This is a genomic window from Halobellus marinus, from assembly GCF_032113415.1.
GTDB lineage: Archaea > Halobacteriota > Halobacteria > Halobacteriales > Haloferacaceae > Haloquadratum > Haloquadratum marinus.
Genome location: NZ_CP134946.1, coordinates 3447442 through 3468525, shown reverse-complemented (window position 1 = coordinate 3468525; position 21084 = coordinate 3447442). Strand labels below are relative to the sequence as shown.

Below are 21084 nucleotides of genomic sequence, written 5' to 3'. Positions count from 1 at the left end.
CGATTATTTCCCCCGATACCCGTCGTCGAAACCGTCGCGGAGCCCCGTCAGCGTCCGCCTGACGAAGAGGTACGCGAAGAAGACGAAACCGAGCAAGAAGAGCAAAAGCAGTACCAACGCGGGGTTGCTGGTGACGAAATCGACGGCGACGTCGATCTGTGCGACCTCGCCGTCGGGAGGGAGTGTCTGCGCCCGGGGCGACAGTGTCGACGGTCGCAGTCGGTCGACGAAACCCGGCTCACGGGGGGGCATAGCCCGGGCTTTCCCCGGCGCGAGTAAAACCGTTTCGCCGTGTCCCCGTGCGGAACGCGGGATTTCGAGGTGGGTTCGTTCCCCGGCGGGGCCACCGAGGGGGGTTGCGACTCGGAGAGAAGAAGACTCATCACAGATGCGCGGAAAGTACTTCGAGAAATGGCCGACATTCTGCCCTCCCGGCCAGAGTTGCCTGACGACGAGGACAAGGAGCCGCGAGTCGTCGGGCTCGACAGCGACGAGGTCGACGAACTTCTCGCGGCGATCTCCTCGGAGACCGCCCGCGGGATCCTCGCTGAACTCCACGAGGAGCCAGCCACCCCCTCCGAGATCGCGACGCGGGTCGATACCACAATCCAGAACGCGCAGTATCACCTCGAACGGCTCGAAACCGCCGGACTGATCGAATCCGCCGGCACCGCCTACTCCGAGAAGGGACGGGAGATGACGGTGTATGCACCGTCGGATCGCGCGCTCGTGGTTGTCGCCGGCGACGAAGACGACACGAGCGGCCTCCAGTCGGCGCTGACACAGTTACTCGGCGGACTCGGCGCCGTCGCCCTCGGGAGCGTCATCGTCGACCGCCTGGTTCGACGGGGCACCGGGCCGACGCTGTCTGCGGGAGGCGGCGACGGAGGTGCCGGGGGAGATGCGGCGGACGTCGATGGCGCGACGAACGCCACCGCCGAGCCGACAGCAACGGAGACGCCGATCGAGGAGGATGCGGCGACGCCCACGGAGACGCCGAGCGACGGCGGCGAGGTCGGCGTCGCGGAGGTGACCGAGACGCCCACCCCGGAGGCGACGCCGACAGAGACGCCGATGGGAACCGTCGCGGACGCGGTGGAGACGACCGTCGAGACAACGCGGACGGTCACAGAAAGCGGGGGCGGGGCTGGACCGGTTGACGCGGTCGCCTCGGCGGTCGCCGGACTCCCGCCCGGCGTGCTGTTCTTCCTCGGCGGCGTCGTCGCTCTCGCGTTCGTCGCGCTCGTCTGGCGGCAGTAGCGCCCGGTTCGGGGAGAGCTATCGCGCTCGCGCCCCGGCAAACGCCGTGGCTGAAACGACAGTTTGAGTCAACGTCGCCTATATTATCTCCGGGGCCACAGTACAGCGTGCAGGGTCGTCGTCGCTTCGGCTCTCCACCCGGATTGCCTCCCTTTCCGGGGTGCAACAAGGCCAGCGTTTGCAAATCCACACTCACACGATCGCTCGATAGCGTGCGATCGGACGGGAGAGCGGTTACAAACGCGCCTACACTCCCCCTCGATGGTCGCGGCGGACATCCCCATCCCCCTTGCCCCCCAGGGGGTGTCCGGACGCGACCGGCCGACCGGCGACGGCCCGACTCTCCCCGCTTTTTTACTCCCCCTCTTCGACGACGAACGACTCGAAGGGTTCGCCGTCGACGGTGACGAGTCGCCCCTCGAGGCCACCGCCCGGCCGTTCCTCGAACTCCGCGTGTGCCGCACGGTAGCCGCGGGGTTGGGCGTGACTCCCGGGGTTGACGAGGACGACCTCACCCGAGGCGTCGTACGTCGGGCGGTGGCTGTGTCCGAACAGGACGACGTCGGCGCCGCGCTCCCGGCCGAAAAGCGAGAGCGCCGTCGGTCCGCCCCGCCGCGTGTGGGTCATCGCGAACGTGAGGCCGGCGAACGTGAAGGTGCGCGCCGCCGGAAGCCGCTCGCGGATCGCTGCGCCGTCGTTGTTGCCGGTGACGGCGAACAGCCGGGACGCCTCGCGCTGGAAGTCGTCCAGGACGGATTCGCGCATAAAATCGCCCGCGTGGGCGACGACGTCGGCCTCGCGGACGGCCGTCAGCGTGCGCCCGGAGAGGCGGTGGGAGTCGGTACTGTGGGTGTCGGAGACGACGGTGAGCATAGAGGAGGCTACGAGCGCTGCCGACAAGAACCGTCCGCCCCGAAGGGGGCTGGAACGAGCGGTGAAAACCACTTTACCGCCGTCGCCAGTGTAGCACGTATGGCCGGAAGCAAAGGCGTCGTCCTCGCGGCTCTCTTCGCGAACGGCGCCATCGCGATCCTGAAGTTCGGCGGATTCCTCCTCACCGGCAGCCCATCGATGCTGTCGGAGACGTACCACTCCATCTCCGACACCGGCAACCAGGTGTTCCTGCTGGTCGGCATCCGCTACAGCGAGAAAGAGCGGAGCCGCGAACACCCGTTCGGCTACGGCAAGGCACAGTTCTTCTACTCGTTTCTCGTCGCCGTGCTGCTCTTCGGGATCGCCGGCTGGGAGTCGGTGAAACACGGGTACGACGCCGTCTTCCACGGCGGCCACGCCCTCCCAGGGACACTCTCTTTCGCCGGCGCGACGTTTCCCTCCTGGTACGTCAACATCGTCGTCCTCCTCGGGGCGATCGGCTTCGAGAGCTACGCCTTAGCGAAGGCGAACGCGGAGGTCCGACGGCAGATCGACAAGTACGGCTGGAGCGGTCTCCGGGAAGCGTTCCGGAAGATGAGCGACGTCACGACGCTGACGGCCTTCACCGAGGACGCGATCGCGCTCCTGGGCGCGGGGATCGCGCTCGTCGGCATCCTCCTCTCGAAGGCCACCGGCAACGAGGTCTACGACGCCATCGCTGCGGTGCTCATCGGACTGCTGCTGATGGGGTTTGCCCTGGCGCTCGCCTGGGAGAACAAGCGGCTGCTCCTCGGCGAGAGTCTCGCGTCCGACGTCGAGGGGGATCTCAGGGACGCCGTCCGGGAGACGCCCCGCGTCGTCCACGTCGAGACCTTCCGGACGGTGTTCGTCGGCCCCGAGAACGTGCTCGTCACCGCCGACGTGAGTTTCGACCCGGAGGTGGAGACAGCGGAGATCGACGAACTGATCGGCGAGATCGAAACGCGACTGCGGGACGTCGACGACCGGGTGACGGACGTCTTCATCGAGCCGGAAGTCTAGGCCGCCGCGTCGGGACTGCCGTCGTTGCGGCGGCGGCCCACAGCCCCGTTCCGTCAGTCGCGCAGTTCTTCGACCGCCGCGGCGACCCGCTCGACTGCCGTCTCGATATCCGCGCGGTCGACGTCCAGATGCGTGCAGAACCGCGTGAGCGTCGGCCCGTGGGCGCCGCCGCGGACACCGTGGTCCTCGCAGGTAGCGACGAATTCCTCGGCGTCGACGCCGAGGGCGTCGGTGTGGACCTGGACGATGTTCGTGTCCGGTTCGGGGGCGCGGAGGCCGTCGATCGCATCGAGGCCGGCCGCCAGTCGGGCCGCGTTGTCGTGGTCCGTCGAGAGCCGTTCGACGTTTTCCAGGGCCACCAGGCCGGGCGCGGCGATCAACCCCGCCTGCCGCATCCCGCCGCCGAAGAGCTTCCGGACGCGGCGGGCGGCCGCGACGAACTCGGCGTCGCCAGCGAGAATCGACCCGACGGGCGCACCGAGCCCCTTCGAGAGGCAGAACAGGACCGAATCGACGTCGCGGACCATCCGTTCCGGCGCGACGTCGAGCGCGACGCAGGCGTTGAACAGCCGCGCACCGTCGAGATGCACCGGGACGTCGCGGTCGTGGGCGGCCGCCGCGGCCGCCGAGATCGACTCGGGCGGAACCGCGACGCCGCCGCGGGCGTTGTGCGTGTTTTCGAGCGTGAGCAGCCCGGTCCCGGGACGATGGAGGCTCTCTTCGACGTACGCGGCCGCGACGTCCTCGGGTGTGGGGACGCCGTCGGCGGTATCGACGGTTCGGGGTTGCACCTCCGAAAGCTGCGCCAGCCCGCCGAGTTCCCAGCGGTAGATGTGCGATTCGCGGTCGAGGATCACCTCCTGGCCGCGCTCGGTGTGGACGCGCGCGGCGATCTGGTTTCCCATCGTCCCCGTCGGGACGTACAGCGCGTCCTCGGTGCCGACGCGATCGGCCGCAGCGGCTTCGAGATCGTTCACCGTCGGATCCTCGCCGTAGACGTCGTCGCCGACGTCGGCGTCGGCCGCGGCCGTACGCATCGCCTCGGAGGGGCGCGTCACCGTATCGCTCCGTAGATCGATCGCCATACTGGCACGTCGGCGGCGAGAACGAAATACTCCCGGATCAAAACGCGGTCGAAACAGGACGGCGGCGAGGGATTAAAAAAAGCGCTCCGGCGGATCGCCTACCCGAGGAGGAACTTCGCGATCTTCGAGTCGGCGAGATCGAGTTGCTCGATGTAGGCGTCGAGGCCGAGGATCCGGCCCGCGCCGAGTGTCGCCACCGTGACGAACAGGAGCAGCCCCATCAGGTCGCCGTTGACCAGGCCGTGGGCCCAGTCGGCGTTCCCCAGGTAGAAGAATGTCATCAGGACGACGCCGAAAAACGACGCCAGCCTGACGAACGCGCCGACGATCAGCCCGAGGCCGATGAGGAACTCGCCGGCCGGGATCGCGAGGTTCGTGAACTCGATCAGCCACGGCGTGCTCGCGACCCACGCAAAGAGACCGTGGATCGGACTGCCACCGGTCCCCTGCAGCAGGTACCCGGTCGCGTCGAACGGCTCGCCCGCGACGAAGCTGAATTTGGTGAAGCCGGCGTGCAGGAACCAGTAGCCGGTGATCACGCGCAGGACAGCGAGCCAGTAGCCCGCGAACGTGCCTCCGAGATCGAAGTCGAGGACGTCACCGAGGGTTGTCTCTGTCGCGGCGGTTCGGGTCGTTTCCGTTGTTGTGCTCATCGTGGTTCACCTTACAGATCTACAGTCGCACGACGGAGCGATATAACGGGGCTACGGTTCCCGAAGTTCCGGAAATCGAGAGGAACAGTGTCTACCGCAAGGTGTTCGGTATCGTCCGTCCCGCTTCAGAACAGGGCCCGTCCCTGGAGTTGCGGAGAGTCGTCGTCCCGCGGTTGGGACTGCTCCGGCGTGAGCGGCGATTGTCGGGTGTCGGGCCGCGAGCCTCAGGGGTCCGTCGTGAGGAACCGTTCCCGAACCGTCTCGGCGAGATTCGTCAGGTGGACCTGCCCGAAGACGGCGACGATCAGGGCGCCGAGGGAGTTGAACATCGAGTCGCGGACCGTATCGTCGAGGCCGTGCTGGGCCAGCGGCATCGTCAGCCCGGTCGCATCCGCGGCGATGTCGAGGCCGAACTCGAACAGTTCCCAGACGACGCCGAAGGCGAGCACGACGATGAAGATGTACACGAAGAAGAACCGCCGCGGGATGTGGATCTCGTCGTGGTGGAGGTCGATCGCGCGGGCCGCCGTGTATCCGACGGCCGCGATGAGCGACGCCGACATCGCGTGGGTGAGGTTGTCCCACCAGAAGATCTGCCCGTAGAGCCCGGCAGACCCGAGCGTGTGGAGGAACACCGAACTCGTGATCCAGAGGGCGAGCCAGGGGTCGAGCGGGAAGTCGTATGTCCGCTGCAGCCCCGCGGGGAGGAACGTGATGACGAGCGCGATGCCGCCGTTCGTGATCGCCTTCGGCTGGCCGGCGAGGAAGCCGTAGGCGACGAGCCCGACGAGCACCAGCTGCATCCCGCGGGTGAGCCGTCGCTGGTTCCGGAGCGAGGGGCGGGGCAGCAGCGTCATCGGCGTATCACCCGCCGGATAGCCCGCCAGAGCGCCTTGTCGCGTCGTCTGAAGTAGCCATCGAACAGCAGGCCCGCGACGTGGCCGGCGAGGGTGACGTACAGCCACTCCATCATCAGCGCCTCGTTGTCGACGAGATAGGAGGTCCCGAGCAGCCGGTCGGCGTTCCACCGGAAGATCGTCCACGCTGCGACCGTCGCCATCGTCGTCAGCACGACGAGGCCGATCGCGAACCAGTGGGTGACACGTAGCGTAGTAAACATCTGCAGTTCCACGATGACGATCAACGCGAGCGCAGCCAACGCGAGATAGGTCGCGAAAGTGCCGACCGTCCCGCCGAAGAGTCCGCGGACCAAGATCGGGAGCAGCGCGAGGACGAGCAGCTCCCAGGGCAGCATCACGTGCCAGTCCCGGTGCGCGACAGGCGGGATGAGAACGACAGCGCCGACGACCGCGACGAACAGGATCCAGCCGTAGTCGAGGTCCAGCACGCTCTCGACGAACACCACGGCAAGGATACCGACGAGCAGCCACGCGATCATCGCGTTCGTCCGCCCGTCGCGAAAGAGTCGTTTCAGGGCGTCCTCAGCGGTAGATGGCAGCTTTCCATCCCCGTCCCGAGTGCGATCAGCCATTGGAGGCGTGACGGTCTCTCATCGCATAAGTTCAGTGGCATCAGTACTGAGTGAGCGACGCGCGCTCTAGTGGCGTTTGCAAGGCGACACTCAGATGATCGCCCCACGGCGTGGGATCGGCTGAGAAATCAGCTGCAAACGCTCCGAGAGGAGAAACTGTGGCTGCGGGCCAAACCGGCGGCCTCGTCGAGAGAAAAGGAGGGCCCACGCCGGTCGTCCGCGAAGGAGAGACCATCTGTCCGGTCAAAGACTCTTCCGCACCGAAGAATACGTCCTCGAGGCGCAGTCCACCGGATTCTCGTCGGCGTCGTCAAAAGACTCTGTCACGCTCCCCGGACACGCTCTCTGCCACTTGGCCCGGATCGATACCGGGAGCCACGCGGAAATCCAATGCGAGGTCGAACAAGACGAGTTCGACCGCTGCCGGATGCGCAGTCTGCCGTGGATGAGCGACAGCGATGACGCGGGCGATCACCGGAGCGCTTTCATCAGCTTTTGGACAGTCAAACGGATCGGGACGACAGAGTAATACAGGGGATGGAACGCTCCCGGAAGCGGGAGACACTCGTATTCCAGCACCATCGGGTGCAGGCTATCACGGTGGAGGAGCATCCGGAAAGCGTCCCTCGGTGAATCGGATGCCGTGGCGTTGTAAACCAGGCGCTCAGTCGCACTTGGTCGTTCGGGCTCATCTTCGATCGCCGCCGCGACGGATGCTGCGAGTTTTTCGGCAACGCTGTCGTTTCGGACCCGTCGATCGACCCACTCGGGGACCGTATAATCGAGTATCGAGGACACCAGAGCGGTTCCGATCAGTAACTTCCGCTCGACGCCATATGTTCTAGCTCGGGTGAAAAGCCGTGACCACTCGATGTCCGTTCCCTCGAGCGATACTGCAAAATCGCTGATCCACTTCAGCAGATGCCACCGGTGTTTCGTGCCGTGATATGCGAGCATCAATAGTCTGTCTTCGGGATCGAGCGCGGGAAGGTCGACCCCAGCGACGGAGACGGTGTCGTGGCGGTCCCACATCGTTTCGAACCCAAGTCCGAATGGGAGTTGCGATTGGCCGACACGCCATCGGACCTCGACCTTCAAATCTGCACGTTCTAACTTGTACTCACAGACCAACGGCATCGTATACGGACCGCCGAGAAGTGGCGAATCGTCGAGACGTGGTGCATTACGGACCCACTCATAGCCACGAGCTTCGAGAAGATCGACGGCGGCCGGGATATCCTGTCTGTGGACGAGTACGTCGAGATCGTGGAACTCCCGCAGCGACAGATCGTCGTATGAGACCGCGGCCAGTATCGGGCCTTTGAACGGCATCGCACGGATCGACTCTTCCTCGAATTTCTCGAAGATCCCGTGTAGCTCGTCGGTGTACTGGAGGTTTCGTATCGTGGTCGAGTGGGCCCGATCGCGGAGTCGCTGTACCACGGCGTCCGGGACGTCGTGTCCAGGAGTGCTCTCGATGTGACGGTACAGTAACGGGAGTATCCCGTGACTGCCGCCGAGTTCGAGTACTCGGTCCCACGAGAGGTCCTCTTCGAGGAGGACTCGGATCCGGGCGGGTTCCGCTTGCATCGATGGGGGAAGCAAACAGCGTCGGAGGAGTTCGACCTCCGGGGCAGACTCTTCGACGGCCGGATTCCGTGTATCCTCTTGCTTAATCCGTGTCCGCATCTATATCCTCCTCCACTAATTCGACGAGCTGTGGGAGTTTCCCGAGATCCCGTTCCCGACGTAACCGGCGAACGTGAACCGATTCTGCGAGGGCAGTACACCGAACGAAGTTCGATTCGATCTCCTCGGAGTCATCGGTGCGAGGGACCGTGTAGGTATGTCGAACCAACTCGGGAGGTTGCTTTCGTGGTTCGATTGGAAGAACCGCCGCGTTCGTGCCGTCAGAAAGGACATAAATACGTTTCAGGGGGACGGGCGATTCGGGCTGTTCGTGTCTGAGTCCGTGGAAGTGACGATTTCGCAGCCGACTGGTTCGATGCGGTTTTTCGACCGGTACGTCAAGCCGGTCGACGATCGACGGGTCCAGTTTGATCGACGGATAGCCGCTTTGGACGCGCGGCCCCGCAGAACCGAGTTCGATGGCGGCGACGTCGTCGCTCAAGACGCGGTGACCGGCACACAGAAACGCCGTGGCAGTCGTGGTCTTTCCCATTCCCGACTCGCCCACGAATGCGACGGCCGTGTCCCCGATTGCGACGGTGCTCGCGTGTAACACGAGGTAGCCGCGCTGGTGGAGGAGATAGTTGAACGCAGGACCGATGATGACGTGTCGGATGACTTCCTCCGGTACCGTCGGATCGGGGTCGACGGATATCTCGCGGCCTCCGCGGATCGAGATGTTCGCCGCTTCGTACAGGAGCAACTGTTCGTCAGTGCCTTTCTGATAAACAGTCTGGTCGTCTCGGGCGTCCGCCGGTCGGTCGATCGATCGCCGCGTGACGACGACATCCGCCCCATCGGAACTCTTCGAGTCCGGGAGTTCGGGTATCTCGAACGCCGAGGCGACCGTCAATCCGAACGCGTTCAGACGGTGACGGGGTTCGGTCGACACGGTCACGTCTCCACGCTTCGGCTCTTCAGGTCCCGATTCGGGCTGTCGCGGGCTGTCCTCGTGGCGTGGGTCCGATCGACCGCTTCGCTACACATACTGCCGACTACCTGAGATACCTCCATTAGTATTCTCTCTATAACGGGCTGCTGGGGTGGTCGAGAAAAAACGACACTGACGGGTGGAAGCTTACCGAAACGTCCGCGGCCGACACTCGATGCGACCGGTCAGCCACCCACGACGAACGTCGTGGACTTCCGCCTTGCAAATCCGTGAACGGATGGGCTGCTGCTCGTTATGTGTCGCTGGTATCTGTGACCCCTCGGTGTCAAGTGGTTCGAGACGACGGAGACGGCTCGTCAGCACGAGAGAGCGGAGCTCTCTCGAACGACCCCCCGAGGCGCTCGCCTCGTCCATCTGTGGAATCGGACGACAGTATCCGGTAAACGGCTCATAATTTTGTTCGATGGGGCTGCCTATCGGAATAATGGAAGAGACGTACGCGATACGTCGAAAACTCCGGGGGCTCTACCGGGTGGCGATGTATCGGCCGGGACACGCGTTGGCGATTGTCTTCCTGAGTATCGTGGCGGCGGCACTCGAGGGAATCGGTCTCGGATTTCTCGTTCCGATCGTCGAAACGGTCCAGGCCGGCGGCAGCGTCGGGGACGCCGGTGGCGTCATCCAGCTTTTCGAACGGATCTACGCGACGCTCGGTATCCCGTTTACGATCGGGTTTCTCGTCGCCGGAGTTATGGGAGTGATGACGGTTCGATATACGCTCAGTTTTTTCGTGGCCTGGCTCCGTGCCGGTCTGAGAGCGCAGTATATCACAGCACTCCGGGTCACCGCACTGGAGCGAGCCCTTGACGCACGGATCGGATACTTCGACGAGGAGGGGTCCGACGAGATACTGAACACGATCATCACGGAAGCGAAGTACGCGGGCCGAACGATCAACACTATCGTCGAGCTCATCAAACAGACGTTTCTCGCCCTCGTGTATCTCGGAGTCGCGTTCTACTTCGCGCCGCGTCTCACGGCGGGTGGTATCGTGCTTTTCGGTTCACTCGTCGTCCTTTCCCGCCTTTTCATCGAGTCCGGATATTCGGTCGGAGAGCGGGTTGCCCGGGCCAACGAGCGAATCCAGCGCGCGGCCCAGGAGGGAACACAGGGGATCGGTGCAGTGAAATTGTTCGGTCTCAAGCAGCAGGTTCTGTCGCGGTTTCGAGACGCCTCACAGCAGTTCACGTCCGCGAAGACCAAAGTCGATCGGAACAAGGCGGCGATTGCGAACGGCTACAGGCTCGCTGCTTCCGTTGCGATGTTTCTGTTGATCTACGTGGCGTTCGTCATCGCGAATCTCTCCTTAGCTGCGATGAGCGCCTTCCTGTTTGCGATGTTTCGCTTCATTCCGATGGTGAACGGAATCAACAGAACGGTCTACAATCTCGAACAGGGGCTCCCACATCTCATCCGCGTTCAGGAGTTCATCGACGATATCGAGCGTGAACGCGAGCCCAAAGACGGTTCCCGGACGCCTCCGAAGTCCATAGAGAACGTCACCTTTGACGACGTCTCGTTCTCGTACGATTCGACGCAGCAGGTTCTCTCGAACGTCTCCTTTGAGTTCACCACTGACGAGTTCGTCGCGTTCGTCGGTCCGTCCGGAGCCGGTAAGTCGACCATCGCCTCGCTCCTCTGTCGGCTGTACGAACCCGAAAGTGGTCGAATCACCGCCAACGGCGTCCCGATTAACGAGATCGATCTCAGTGACTGGCGAGAGCAGGTATCGATCGTCAGGCAGCAACCCCACATCTTCAACACGACGCTGGCAGAGAACGTGGCTATCGGACAGGCAGACGCCAGTCGGTCGGATATCGAGTGGGCCTGTGAGCTGTCGCGTGTCACGGAGTTCGTCGACGAGCTGCCCTGCGGGTACGATACCGAACTCGGCGACGACGGTGTCCGTCTTTCGGGTGGTCAGCGACAGCGTGTCGCCATCGCCAGGGCGCTACTGAAAGACGCGGATCTGTTGATTCTGGACGAGGCGACGAGTGACCTCGACTCCAGCCTCGAACAGCAGGTCCACGATGCCATCGAGGGAATCGACCGGGACTGTGCCCTGGTGGTTATCGCCCACCGACTCTCGACGGTTACCGACGCCGACCGGATCTACACCGTCGAAAACGGCACGATCACGCAGACGGGGAGCCACAGTGAACTGCTCGCGGAGGACGGTCAGTACGCGTCCCTCTACAGGATGCAGGTCGGATAAGGGTAGTCGGATCCGCGACTGACTATTACCGGGATGGGACGCGTATCTCACGGCTGTTACGACGTGCCGGGGACGCTCTATCCGGGGAGAAACGCGGGGGAATCGCGTCGTTCAGCGGGCAGTTCGCAGGCGACGACGGCTATCGTAGCACGTCGTTCTTTCCGTATCCGCCGTCGTAAGAGTCCTGCGTTAGCTCCTCGACGCTACCGTACGTCTCGACCGCCGGAGGGCCGTAGTCAGCCATTGGGTGTAGCACCCATCGGCTCCTTCGTTAAATATTCGTATTGTTATATATACTTTGCCAGCTCGTTATATATGAGCTACTGTACACCCGAAATTTAAGTTATGCACTAACGGTCCAACTCGAGATTCGCCGATACCGATCGAGATCCGTCAGATCCCCGACGACGACGGTTCCCTCCCGCTCTACCCACGCGTGGGCCTCGAAGGCCGTCTCGGGGTTCGCAACCCCGAGTCGGACGGTCGCAGGAAAGCCGTGGGCCGCAAGGAGTGTGGCGCCGACGATGGCCTGGGAGAGACAGGTGCCGCTCCCCGGGAGAACGGTGTTCGCAGACGTCACTGCCCACGTGATCTGATCCGGATCCTCGACGCTCGTAACCGCCGGCGACGCCCTCACGAGCCGGGAAATACCCCGTCGCGTCCGGTCGAGTTCAAACAGCGCCAGTAGCACCCGGCACGAAAGGAGCAGCACCGTCGAGATACACAGCAGGAATCGCTCTTCCCAAGACAGCGAGGCGAACCTACAGAACAGATTGATCATCGATCTCGATGAGACGTTCGGCGGCCATCTCCCGGAGGAACTCGCGAATGTCCCGCTCGCATCGCTGGGGCGCGACGTCGTACTCGCTGGAAACGGTTTCGACGAGTGTCCCGACTGTCGTCGGCTCCTGAATCAGCTCCCAGATTCGGGGCCCAACGCCGGAGAGCCCCTGATACGCTCCCTTCTCCTTGTTCAGGAGGATCGTCTCCCCGTCCACGGTAGTCGCGACGTGCTCCTCCTTGGCGACCACGGTCGTCTGTGTGTTGAGCGCTGCCATAGTCACCCCTTCCGGCGACCGGAGTATGAGTATAGACCGCCTAACCCCGCAAGACCGACAATAGCCGTTTGGGACGGCCTTCGAAGGGTCTCGGGGTGGCTCGGCGGAGACTATCGAGCTTGGGTTCGTGGCTGGTTGATGCAGACGATTTGGACTCCGTAAGGGACTACGGGCGATAGGGTGGGCGGCTGTCGGGCTTCACTCTCGCCCCCGGTGGGTCGGAGTACTCGCCCTCGTTTCTCTAGTACAGACAACATAACAAACCAATCCATTGCGCTGCGACAAGGTATGGCGACGAAATCGGTCTCCGGCCCGGACGGGTCGCATATGGAGACGACGCGCAAGGGCGTCACCTACCGGATCCGACCGTACGAAAGGAAAGACACCGCAAAAGTCGTCGATCTCCTCTCGACCCATCAGTATGCGGGCATCGACGAGGAGTGGTTCCGGCAAACGTACGTTGCGAACCCGTACGTCGATCACGTGCCGCTTTTCGTGGTCGAAAGCGACGGCGACATAGTCGGGGTACGGCCGTTCACCGCGTTTCGGGTACGAGCCGGCGAGGCGAGCGAACTGGCCTTGCTGACGCGAGACACGCTGATTCATCCCGATCACAGACGTCGCGGGCTGTTCACCGCGATGACCGAATTAGCGCTCCAGCACTACGAAACCGCCGAGCCAGCATTCCTATTCAGCCACTCCAACCACAGATCGTTCCCTGGATACCGGAAGATGGGGTGGTCGTCGCTGGGACATCACGAGACGTACTGCCGGGTACAAACCGCCAGTGCGCTCGTGGATGCCAAAACACGAGATACGGTTACAACGCTTTTATCGCCGGTCGCATCGGTCCTCTCACGAACGCATCTCGCAGTCCGCGATCGGACTTCGGGGTCACCTGCGGAGATAACTGTGACACGAACCGAAACCGTTCCGGAGAAAACCTTAGCCTCGCTTTACCGGCAGCGACGCCCCAAGAAACCCCGCATCGTGCGCGACGAGGCGTTCTACCGCTGGCGGTTCCGGAGTCCCGAGTGGCAACCCAGTAGAACCTACATCGCCCGGCGCGATGGGGAGCCACTGGCTGGTATCATCGCTCTCAAAAACGACGGGAAACTGTCCGTCACGTCGATAGTCGACGTCGTGCCTCGGACCGGAGGCGAGAACTGGACGACTGCCGTTGCGTGTGCCCTCGACCGCCTCGTCGCCGACTACAGCGAGAGCGACGTACTGAGAGCACCCGAACCGGTGTTTCCCCCCCGTATCCTCCGGAAGCGTGGGTTTCTCTCGTCGAGTCGGCTTCCGTTATCAGTTCTGGCCGACCAAAGCCGCCAGCTCACGCTGGGACTCCGTTCGTTCCGTGACGGAGTGAGTATAGACGGCTATCCGGTCGACCAGGCTGCGCGGGAACTGTGGTCGGTCTCACATTAATTGCGAGGGCAGAAGCCAACGACTGTAGCCGTGGGTAACTCACACAATCCCGGTCAATCGAGCGTCCCAACCGCAGCATCGGCCGTCCGTTCTGCGACCCGTTGGTAGATCTCACAGTGTGTCGTATGGGAGAAGTCGTGCCGGTCGTTGCAGATGTCGGCACGCATCGGAGAGACAAAACTCCCCGTGGCGGTGCAGTAGGGCCGTTCGTGGTCGAAGTCGTGCTTCCCGTCGCTGGACCGATAGCGGAGGTAGCTGCAGGTCATACACGGATCCCCACGCCTGATTCACTTTGTTAGGACCCGTTTACGCTATTCCGAGGATTTCCCGCGCCTCGTCGGGTGTCGCGATGTCTCGCCCGAGGGGTTCGGCGATCTCTACGGCTCGTTCCACGAGTTCGGCGTTGCTCCTCGCAAGCCGATCCTCCGCGTAGTAGAGATTGTCCTCGAGGCCGACCCGAATGTGCCCGCCGAGGAGGATACTCAATGTCGTCAGCGGAATCTGGTGAGCCCCGGTCGCGAGGACGTTGAACTCCGCCGTCGGCGGAAGGTTGTCGACCAGGTTGACCACGTTCTTCGGCCGTGGGATCGTGAACGCCGATCCGCCAAAGATCAGGTTGACGTAATAGGGCGGTTCGAGCAGTCCCTTCTCGATCAGTCGGAAGGCCTCGTTCAGTTGTCCGCCGTTGAACACTTCAAGTTCCGGCTTGATACCCCGTTCGCGCATCTCGAGGGCGAGCGTCTCGATATTTTGACGGGTGTGTTCGGTGATGATATGCCGATCCCGTTTGAACGGTCCCAGATCGAGTGACGCCATCTCCGGGGGTGGATCCGTTCGGATCCCTTCGATCCGTTCCTCGATCGGACCCTGTCCGCCGGTCGTGTTCTGGATGATGATGTCGTCACAGCGATCACTGATCGCGTCGTTGACGTCCTGCAGCCGGGAGGCATCGTTCTCTCCGTGCTCGTCACGACCGTGAACGTGAACGATGGAGGCTCCGAGTTCCTCACAGGCACGAACGTCGGCGGCGATTTCCTCGGGTTGTTCCGGAAGGTTCGGGTTCGCATCCTTGCCGTGAACGCCGCCCGTCGTCGCGACAGTGACGATGAGTTTCTCGTTATCGTGGTAGTCTTCGTATGCCATAGGGCACTGCGTGTCTCACCAAACTATTGTTATGATTAGTTTAAACCGGTCGACCGGCCGTATTCTCAAGCGATTCGAAGCGCCTCGGGTGACGCCGTGGGCGGTTTCGCGACCGGTACGATGCACTGTTTGGCGAGGAACGCGGTAGGGGAACCGCGTCCTTCAGCGGGCAGTTCTCGGGCGACAACTACTAGTCGAGTATTTCACCGCCGTTCTTTCCGTATCCGCCGTCGTGGCCGCGTTGCGTCAGTTCCTCGACGTTACCATACGTCTCGACCGTCGGTGGGTCGTAGTCAGCCATTGGGTGTAGCACCCGTTGGCACCTTCAAGAAGTGTTTGTATTGTTATGTGCACTTTGACGGATGAGTATTGTATCGCTATTGTAGCGTTCGCAACCGATTGTGCATCCGATCGCACGCAGTCGTGCGACCGTGTGAGCGAAGACTCGCGAACGCCACGATAGTATTCGATCGGGATGTTAGCCGGAACGTGAGGCGTGTCTCACAGCGGCCACGACGTACCCTGGGATGACCGCCGGTCCCGTGAGTCATCCCCTGTTTGGACGCAACAGCCTCACGACGCTCGGCAAGGCGCTATGATTCCGCTCCCGTCTCGCATATTCATAGACAGGAAAACGGCTAGGCTATAGATCCGGACGTGAGAACCGAATCACGGTCGTTCAGTTCGCTTCACGCTCTGATTCGATTCTTTGTCGGATCTTCCGCTCCTCACGTCCGTTCGTCGCGAGAAGGTCCGGGTGCGAGAATCGAACCCGCGTCTCAGCCTCCACAAGCGCTGTTTTACGCACTTGCGCAAAACACGCGCTTAGGCCATAGTTGGACCCTAACCCGGTTCTCACTAACACCCACGGTGCCACCCCATATAAACACCCCCCTCGAAGCCGCGAGGGTCAACGGAGGTTCACTGAGTCCCGATCCCCAGCCGGACACCCAGAAACAACACCCCAAACTGGCGAGAAAGGGCGCGTAACACTACCCGATCAGCGTTAAGATCCCGAAGACCACTTCACGCGGATTATTTTCACTATGTAACGGGCGAATCGGCCGTCAGGGTTTGTATGCGTGTGGTTTTCGGATTAATGCTATGTGGTGGGGATTTCGTGTCTTCCGAACCGAAATTCCTACCGGAAAGTTATAGTAGTGGTTGGGGTTGAAGACCGTCTCAGGCTACTGGACCCTGCTCGTATTGTTATTGGAGAGCAGATAGGTGTAGAAGATTTATTCTTCAGATTCAATCGCGTCCAAATTTGGTATTTCGTCGGCTATCAACTCTTCCAAATCGATCTCTTCTTGGGGTGGTGGATTACTTGGTGTTCCCAAACCCATAGCTATGCGTTTTTCAAGGGCTGATGGTCCTGATTTTGGTGCCTCGTTTTCTTGCAACATACGCTTTACAGTTTGACTATTACTTCTCTTGTTTAATTGTTTTACTTTCACTACGGCTCTATTCGAGAGAGTAGTCACGGTCTTCGATGACACTCTGCCGAGCAGACTGTTCCTTTTTGATTACCTCTTCGTATACTTCCCGCAGGTGTTCGATTTCGTCGTCATCGAGATCCCGGCGGCCCGATTGGTCGAGAACAGCGAGGTCCATCTTCCGACCAACTCCCTGAGCCTCCTCTGCTTGGGCCTTCGCTTCGGTGACATCAAGGAGAGCGTCGTCGAGTTCACAGGTGTCGTCGTATCTGTTACGGATAAATGTGGAATTTGCTGGCTCTGCACCACTTCCGACTGTGAGATAGCCGATCGTATCGTTGCGGGCCAGGTCATTCTGCCGAATGTTGTACAGGTGAGCTCCTTCTGAATCGACCGCTGCCAGAAGAATATTCACCTGCTGGAGTACCTCGTCCTTCTTCTGTGTGATTTCTTGGTAGATTCCTTGGACAACCTGGGGGTTCATCTGTCCTTGAGTCTGGTTGAATGTCTGGAGATTCAGGTTGTGAGGACTGAGCACTTGACGATTGATTGTTTCTTGGACAACCTCTTGGAGCGACAACATACCGTACTGAGCCAGTGAACGAGCAGACTCAGGTGGCGCTCCTGCAACCTTCTGATCAACTTTGTAGAATACCTCGTCAGCTAATGATACCGATCCAGCGCCGATACCAACAGCACACACTGAATTGTCTCCATTTGTGCCGTGTATAGAGAGCATTTTGCTGCTCGTGTGTTCGTATTCTCGACGTGCAGCTTGTCCGCTCGTAACGAGCCGGTCTGCCGCTACGACGACTTTTGGATTATCAGTGTCCGCTTCGCAAACCGCGCCAATTCCTACAGTCATTTAGTTACGAATTTCCTACGTTTTGTCATAAACCTTCTTTAACCGGAGTGAAAGTAAACCGGTGGACCGATAGTCTGTATTGAGCGATTGGCCGTTACAGATCGCCTCTTGATTGCGTGTGGTAGGATGACGCCGAGTCGAAACTGGTGAGGTCCGCAATCCGCTGTTCCAGTTCCTCGATCTCCGCCTGTAGTTCCTCAGTGTCTTCGTCGGTCGCGGCCAGTTGATCTTTCAATCCTTGGAGGCGTGTCTCTTTGCTTTCTTCGTCTACGTCGGCCTTCCGGACATATTCACTCTCATCGATCTCGTACACGTCGGTCTCGCTGAGTTCCGTCACTTCAAGCGTATCATCTACCTTACTGGCGTCAACGCTCGTTACACGCTCTCGGCCGATCCCGGCTTCTTCCAGTACATCCAGTACTTCAGCATCGTCTTTTAGCGACCGATTCCGCCGCGTGGTCCGTTGGACAGAGCCGTACTGACCAGAGACGGGCTGATCGTGGTGGAGCCGGTCAAGGAGAACACTCCGTACCTCTTGCCGGAGATCGTTGGCGTTCCGCTGTACGTCCGAGAGAAGCGTGTAGAGGTTCACAAGTGCGGGTGTCTCCATCCCGTCGAGGTCGGTTGGATCGTGCCGTTCGAGCGCGTCGATGAGCAAGAGTGCGTCGGCATAGACCGGAATATCCGGCTCCTCACGCTCGTCTTCATCACGCTGGGCCTCGTGGGAATCAACTAACCGGGAACTCGTTGGTGTATCACTCTCAGTGAGCATCCCCTCTCGGTCGTCAATCGAAAACCGTGGATGGAGACTCAAGACGGTCGCGTAGGGTCCGGCGTCCGGAGGGAGATTGTCGAGGTCGAAGCCACCCCATCCATCGGTGACTTGTTCGTAAAGCGTCTCGAACTGGTCTCGCTTGAGCGGGACTGTTCCATCGTCGTCGCGGTACTCAATGAGGATGCGGTGTTCCTGTACGTCGGTGATTCGGAACGGTTTTCGAGAGAGTGGTGTAAGGAGTGTCGCGTCCGCTGGGAGTTCCTCCGCGTTTTCGAGGAGATTGTGCCAACTCGCGGTGAATGTCATATCAGGGAGGTACATCCCCACCGATCAAAAACTCACGGACGGGTTCATCGAGAATAGTGTCTCTATCTGTATGAACAACTTTCGTCATTCTTTGTCTGAAACCAGAAGAGTGTACGCGACGAGAACCCCGCGCCATCCCAACACCCCCCTTCTCGTCGGTCCCGTCTCTCCGGGGTACAGACCCAGACGGACTCTCCGTTCCAGACTCTGAATCGCCAAGTATCCTACTTATGATATATACAAGTGGAGTAGTTGGCGGTTGAGCCTGAATCAAGCCTGTCAGGGCGACAGCCCACTGTATCCGGAGTCGTAATCCAACGAGAAAGGGGCTATATAACCACGTTAGGCTCTCCGAGAAGTCCTTAACGGACCGAAACACACCTTCTTGAACTCCTCCTCCAACTAAACCGGATGATTATATTTTACTCGGCCCGCTTCAACGAGTGGCGCCCCGAGAGGACTTCATCGGGAGATCCACAGAAATATTTATTGTCTAATCGACTAAAGTAGTATATAGTTGACAAGTTTGCCAGCCCTCGAAAACTTCGGTACTTTTCAGCACTACTCATAACAGCCGTCTTTGGAGCCGTCATTTCGACAATACTGGCTCAATTCTACGGAATCACCTTTCTCAAACCCGTTATGTGGTGGTTCACAGAAAATCCGATGGCCCTGTTTGACCTTGCGGGGAGACTGGCGATGATCGTATTGATACTCACAGTGGGTCCGAAGCTAATACGACTGGCCGACGACAGTGGTTTCTAACTCGACAAGAAAGGCCCTACTCCCAGCATCATCCGACTGTATCTTTCTAAAATCGATTTTGACACGAGTCAAGATCTCCGATAACTAAATGCCGTTACCCGGTTCCCGAGATGATCGGAGTCTTCGGGCGCGCAAGGGGCCTTCCAGACAACGCAAATCGCACGACAACGACCGGTAGAACTAACACAGTCGTTGAGACTAAGATGGGGGAGACAGCGGAGCGCGGCAACTGTGGACATTTCTTCTGAACTCAATTCCCAAAGCGGCGGGAAGGTCGCGTCCTAACCAATGACTGTTGTTCCCACCCCAGAGAACCCAATGTACGACGAAAACAACCCAGAGCCGAGAACAGAACGAGATACGCACAATGCTACAATATTCTGGTATCAAGATATGTACGACACGGGAAAACGGATGGACGAGAGCCGATTCTTCTGGAAATTTTATGCCTTGTTGAACGCAAGACAGCGACGGGGTAGGGTCGATTGTTTGTAGTCTCACGCTGTCAGAGGTGCGTTCTTACAGTCAGAAGATACAGCGGCTGTTACTGACAGCGGTTGCCGAAGGGTCAAAACTATGGTATCTTGCTTCGTTGTTTCGGTGACGACGGCGATGCCTCTCCCGGATACGTCCGGAGAAGGGGAGCAGGCGGCGAGCCCTAACTCGCCGCCTGCGTTAGGTTATGGACGATGCACTTCCGAGTCAGCTCCCGGAACTGGCCGTGCCAGCTCCGGGAGCGGAGCTTCTCGCCGTCGTCTTCTTTCAACTGCGAGAAGCCCGTCTCACTCATCCAGCGTTGGTTGTAATCCTCGGTCATTCGGGCGTTGTGGGCCTTCTGCAACGGTGTTTGTTCCCTGTGCTTGATCAGTGGTCGCGTTGAGTTCGAGCGACACTCCTCACGGAGTTCGCCCCACGAGTAGTTCGCGTCAGCAGACAATACACGCAGGTCTTCCGCGTTCCGGCGGAAGACCTGCATCCCGATGTGGCCGTCCCACGCCTTCTGTGTCGTGAAATGAACGTCTTTGATCGCTAGCGAGTTCACGTCGATCAAGATGGTTGTCTTCATCGACTGGAACGAGTAGTTCGCACGGTCACGGTAGTGATAGCTGGTCTGATCACGCTGGAAGCCACTTGCATCGATTGCGGCTTCACCACTCCAGCCCGCCTGCTCCGCCGAAGCGCGGAGCAGGCGGCGGAGTTCACGCATCCGATACTCGTCTTCCCACCGGCAGAACGAACTGTAGTGTGGTGCCTCGTTGAGATCAAATACGGCGAGGATACCGGGCATCTCGTTGAGGTAGTCTTCAGTCTCACGAAGACTCTTCTCCAACTCAACGCGGAACAAAATCAACGCAATCTGTGTCCACTTGGCGTACCCGTCCGCGCCGTTCGGCGCGGCGGGTACGTCAGGGTCATCTACGTGCTGTTTGGCAAGATCTCGACACATCCGAGCGAGCCGTCTGAGCGATCCCATATCGCCAGACGGCGTCCAATTCCCGGTTAGCTTGACGGTATTTTCCTGTGAGAGCGTCTGAAACTACAGTCAGCTAGCGGCAAAACAAGGCAAAATTTTATAGAGATCTCTCAAAGTACAATAGCGGAAGATGGAACCTCAACTGGAGAGATGAGAACCACGAGCGTCTGATTGAGAACTTAGCGATGTACGACAGTATCGCCTCCCAGCTTCATCTCACGGATCGTCAGAAAGGAATCGGTCGTAGTCGGTTCACAATCCCGGACTTCCGGAAGTATAGCCAGCTCGGTGGCGTTCGGATGGCCGCCTTCTGTATGTGTGCGCTTGTCTGTGCCGAAGACGGTCGGAAATACTACCCGACGATGAAACCGGAGGACAACGATCCAGAGTTCGTCCGTATGGCTGAGGAGTTAGGATTGAAACTGGATTACATAGCGAAGGCGATTGAGAAGCTTCGTAGTGAACTGAAACCTTACCATTCAGGACGAAAGTCACGCCAGACGAATATGTCTCATCGGTATCTGTAGTCCGACCTACCCCCCTATATAAGACGACGTGTATTACTGGTAGT

The 21084-nt window shown here is 60.2% G+C and carries 21 protein-coding genes; 4 read left to right on the top strand and 17 right to left on the bottom strand.

Annotation, left to right across the window (positions count from 1 at the left end; all coding sequences use genetic code 11):
- Window positions 1-3 precede the first annotated feature (3 nt).
- Window positions 4-252: a DUF7859 family protein gene (locus RJT37_RS17205; protein ID WP_311170854.1), complete on the bottom strand. Its 249-nt coding sequence runs from the start codon at window positions 250-252 to the stop codon at window positions 4-6.
- Window positions 253-411: 159 nt separating this feature from the next.
- Between RJT37_RS17205 and RJT37_RS17200 the strand changes: the two genes are divergently transcribed.
- A complete protein-coding gene (locus RJT37_RS17200) occupies window positions 412-1260 on the top strand; it encodes an ArsR/SmtB family transcription factor (RefSeq protein ID WP_313686378.1) in 849 nt (282 codons plus the stop codon).
- A 354-nt stretch (window positions 1261-1614) separates the two neighbouring features.
- Here the strand turns inward: RJT37_RS17200 and RJT37_RS17195 are convergent, their stop codons facing one another.
- Window positions 1615-2133 (bottom strand): metallophosphoesterase, encoded by a 519-nt coding sequence (locus RJT37_RS17195; RefSeq protein ID WP_313686376.1) that lies wholly within the window; start codon window positions 2131-2133, stop codon window positions 1615-1617.
- A 99-nt stretch (window positions 2134-2232) separates the two neighbouring features.
- Here RJT37_RS17195 and RJT37_RS17190 point away from each other — a divergent pair, with 99 nt between their 5' ends.
- Entirely contained in the window at window positions 2233-3174 is a 942-nt protein-coding gene (locus RJT37_RS17190; protein WP_313686374.1) for a cation diffusion facilitator family transporter, read from the top strand.
- Between the two features lie 53 nt (window positions 3175-3227).
- Here the strand turns inward: RJT37_RS17190 and RJT37_RS17185 are convergent, their stop codons facing one another.
- The 6 genes from RJT37_RS17185 to RJT37_RS17160 all read right to left on the bottom strand — a co-directional run bounded on the left by RJT37_RS17185 (window position 3228) and on the right by RJT37_RS17160 (window position 8985).
- Complete coding sequence (locus tag RJT37_RS17185; protein ID WP_313686372.1) at window positions 3228-4259, bottom strand: threonine aldolase family protein; 1032 nt, start codon at window positions 4257-4259, stop codon at window positions 3228-3230.
- Window positions 4260-4357: 98 nt separating this feature from the next.
- Window positions 4358-4912 carry a DoxX family membrane protein gene (locus RJT37_RS17180; RefSeq protein ID WP_313686370.1) on the bottom strand — a complete coding sequence of 185 codons (555 nt, stop codon included), beginning with the start codon at window positions 4910-4912 and terminating at the stop codon, window positions 4358-4360.
- A gap of 224 nt (window positions 4913-5136) precedes the next feature.
- Window positions 5137-5769, bottom strand: a complete 633-nt coding sequence (locus RJT37_RS17175) for a DUF2238 domain-containing protein (RefSeq protein WP_313686368.1) — start codon at window positions 5767-5769, stop codon at window positions 5137-5139.
- The gene (locus RJT37_RS17170) at window positions 5766-6404 is read right to left on the bottom strand and encodes a hypothetical protein (RefSeq protein ID WP_313686366.1); all 639 of its coding nucleotides are present in this window, start codon (window positions 6402-6404) and stop codon (window positions 5766-5768) included. Before RJT37_RS17170 ends, RJT37_RS17175 begins: the two co-directional genes overlap by 4 nt.
- A 471-nt stretch (window positions 6405-6875) precedes the next feature.
- Entirely contained in the window at window positions 6876-8093 is a 1218-nt protein-coding gene (locus RJT37_RS17165) for a nucleotidyltransferase domain-containing protein (protein WP_313686364.1), read from the bottom strand.
- On the bottom strand, window positions 8077-8985 hold the full coding sequence (locus RJT37_RS17160; protein WP_313686362.1) for a serine/threonine protein kinase: 909 nt from the start codon (window positions 8983-8985) through the stop codon (window positions 8077-8079). Before RJT37_RS17160 ends, RJT37_RS17165 begins: the two co-directional genes overlap by 17 nt.
- Before the next feature lie 484 nt (window positions 8986-9469).
- On the opposite strand from RJT37_RS17160, the gene RJT37_RS17155 reads away from it, so the two are divergent.
- Entirely contained in the window at window positions 9470-11260 is a 1791-nt protein-coding gene (locus RJT37_RS17155) for an ABC transporter ATP-binding protein (RefSeq protein WP_313686360.1), read from the top strand.
- A gap of 343 nt (window positions 11261-11603) precedes the next feature.
- On the opposite strand, the gene RJT37_RS17150 is transcribed toward RJT37_RS17155, so the two are convergent.
- Both RJT37_RS17150 and RJT37_RS17145 read right to left on the bottom strand, forming a co-directional pair.
- Window positions 11604-12041 carry a lasso peptide biosynthesis B2 protein gene (locus tag RJT37_RS17150; protein ID WP_313686358.1) on the bottom strand — a complete coding sequence of 146 codons (438 nt, stop codon included), beginning with the start codon at window positions 12039-12041 and terminating at the stop codon, window positions 11604-11606.
- The gene (locus RJT37_RS17145) at window positions 12022-12318 is read right to left on the bottom strand and encodes a PqqD family peptide modification chaperone (RefSeq protein ID WP_313686356.1); all 297 of its coding nucleotides are present in this window, start codon (window positions 12316-12318) and stop codon (window positions 12022-12024) included. Before RJT37_RS17145 ends, RJT37_RS17150 begins: the two co-directional genes overlap by 20 nt.
- A gap of 288 nt (window positions 12319-12606) precedes the next feature.
- Between RJT37_RS17145 and RJT37_RS17140 the strand changes: the two genes are divergently transcribed.
- The gene (locus tag RJT37_RS17140; protein ID WP_313686355.1) at window positions 12607-13749 is read left to right on the top strand and encodes a GNAT family N-acetyltransferase; all 1143 of its coding nucleotides are present in this window, start codon (window positions 12607-12609) and stop codon (window positions 13747-13749) included.
- Window positions 13750-13802: 53 nt separating this feature from the next.
- On the opposite strand, the gene RJT37_RS17135 is transcribed toward RJT37_RS17140, so the two are convergent.
- From RJT37_RS17135 to RJT37_RS17105, 7 genes are all read right to left on the bottom strand, one after another.
- A complete protein-coding gene (locus tag RJT37_RS17135; RefSeq protein WP_313686353.1) occupies window positions 13803-14015 on the bottom strand; it encodes a hypothetical protein in 213 nt (70 codons plus the stop codon).
- A gap of 40 nt (window positions 14016-14055) precedes the next feature.
- Window positions 14056-14892: a beta-keto acid cleavage family enzyme gene (locus RJT37_RS17130; RefSeq protein ID WP_313686351.1), complete on the bottom strand. Its 837-nt coding sequence runs from the start codon at window positions 14890-14892 to the stop codon at window positions 14056-14058.
- Between the two features lie 190 nt (window positions 14893-15082).
- Entirely contained in the window at window positions 15083-15193 is a 111-nt protein-coding gene (locus RJT37_RS17125) for a lasso RiPP family leader peptide-containing protein (RefSeq protein ID WP_313686349.1), read from the bottom strand.
- A 937-nt stretch (window positions 15194-16130) separates the two neighbouring features.
- Window positions 16131-16349 (bottom strand): hypothetical protein, encoded by a 219-nt coding sequence (locus RJT37_RS17120; protein WP_313686348.1) that lies wholly within the window; start codon window positions 16347-16349, stop codon window positions 16131-16133.
- Between the two features lie 7 nt (window positions 16350-16356).
- Window positions 16357-17193, bottom strand: coding sequence for a hypothetical protein (locus RJT37_RS17115; protein WP_313686346.1), 837 nt, complete (start codon window positions 17191-17193; stop codon window positions 16357-16359).
- 94 nt (window positions 17194-17287) lie between these two features.
- Window positions 17288-18274: a DUF7983 family protein gene (locus RJT37_RS17110; RefSeq protein ID WP_313686344.1), complete on the bottom strand. Its 987-nt coding sequence runs from the start codon at window positions 18272-18274 to the stop codon at window positions 17288-17290.
- Window positions 18275-19697: 1423 nt separating this feature from the next.
- A complete protein-coding gene (locus tag RJT37_RS17105; RefSeq protein WP_313684617.1) occupies window positions 19698-20513 on the bottom strand; it encodes an IS5 family transposase in 816 nt (271 codons plus the stop codon).
- Window positions 20514-21084 lie beyond the last annotated feature (571 nt).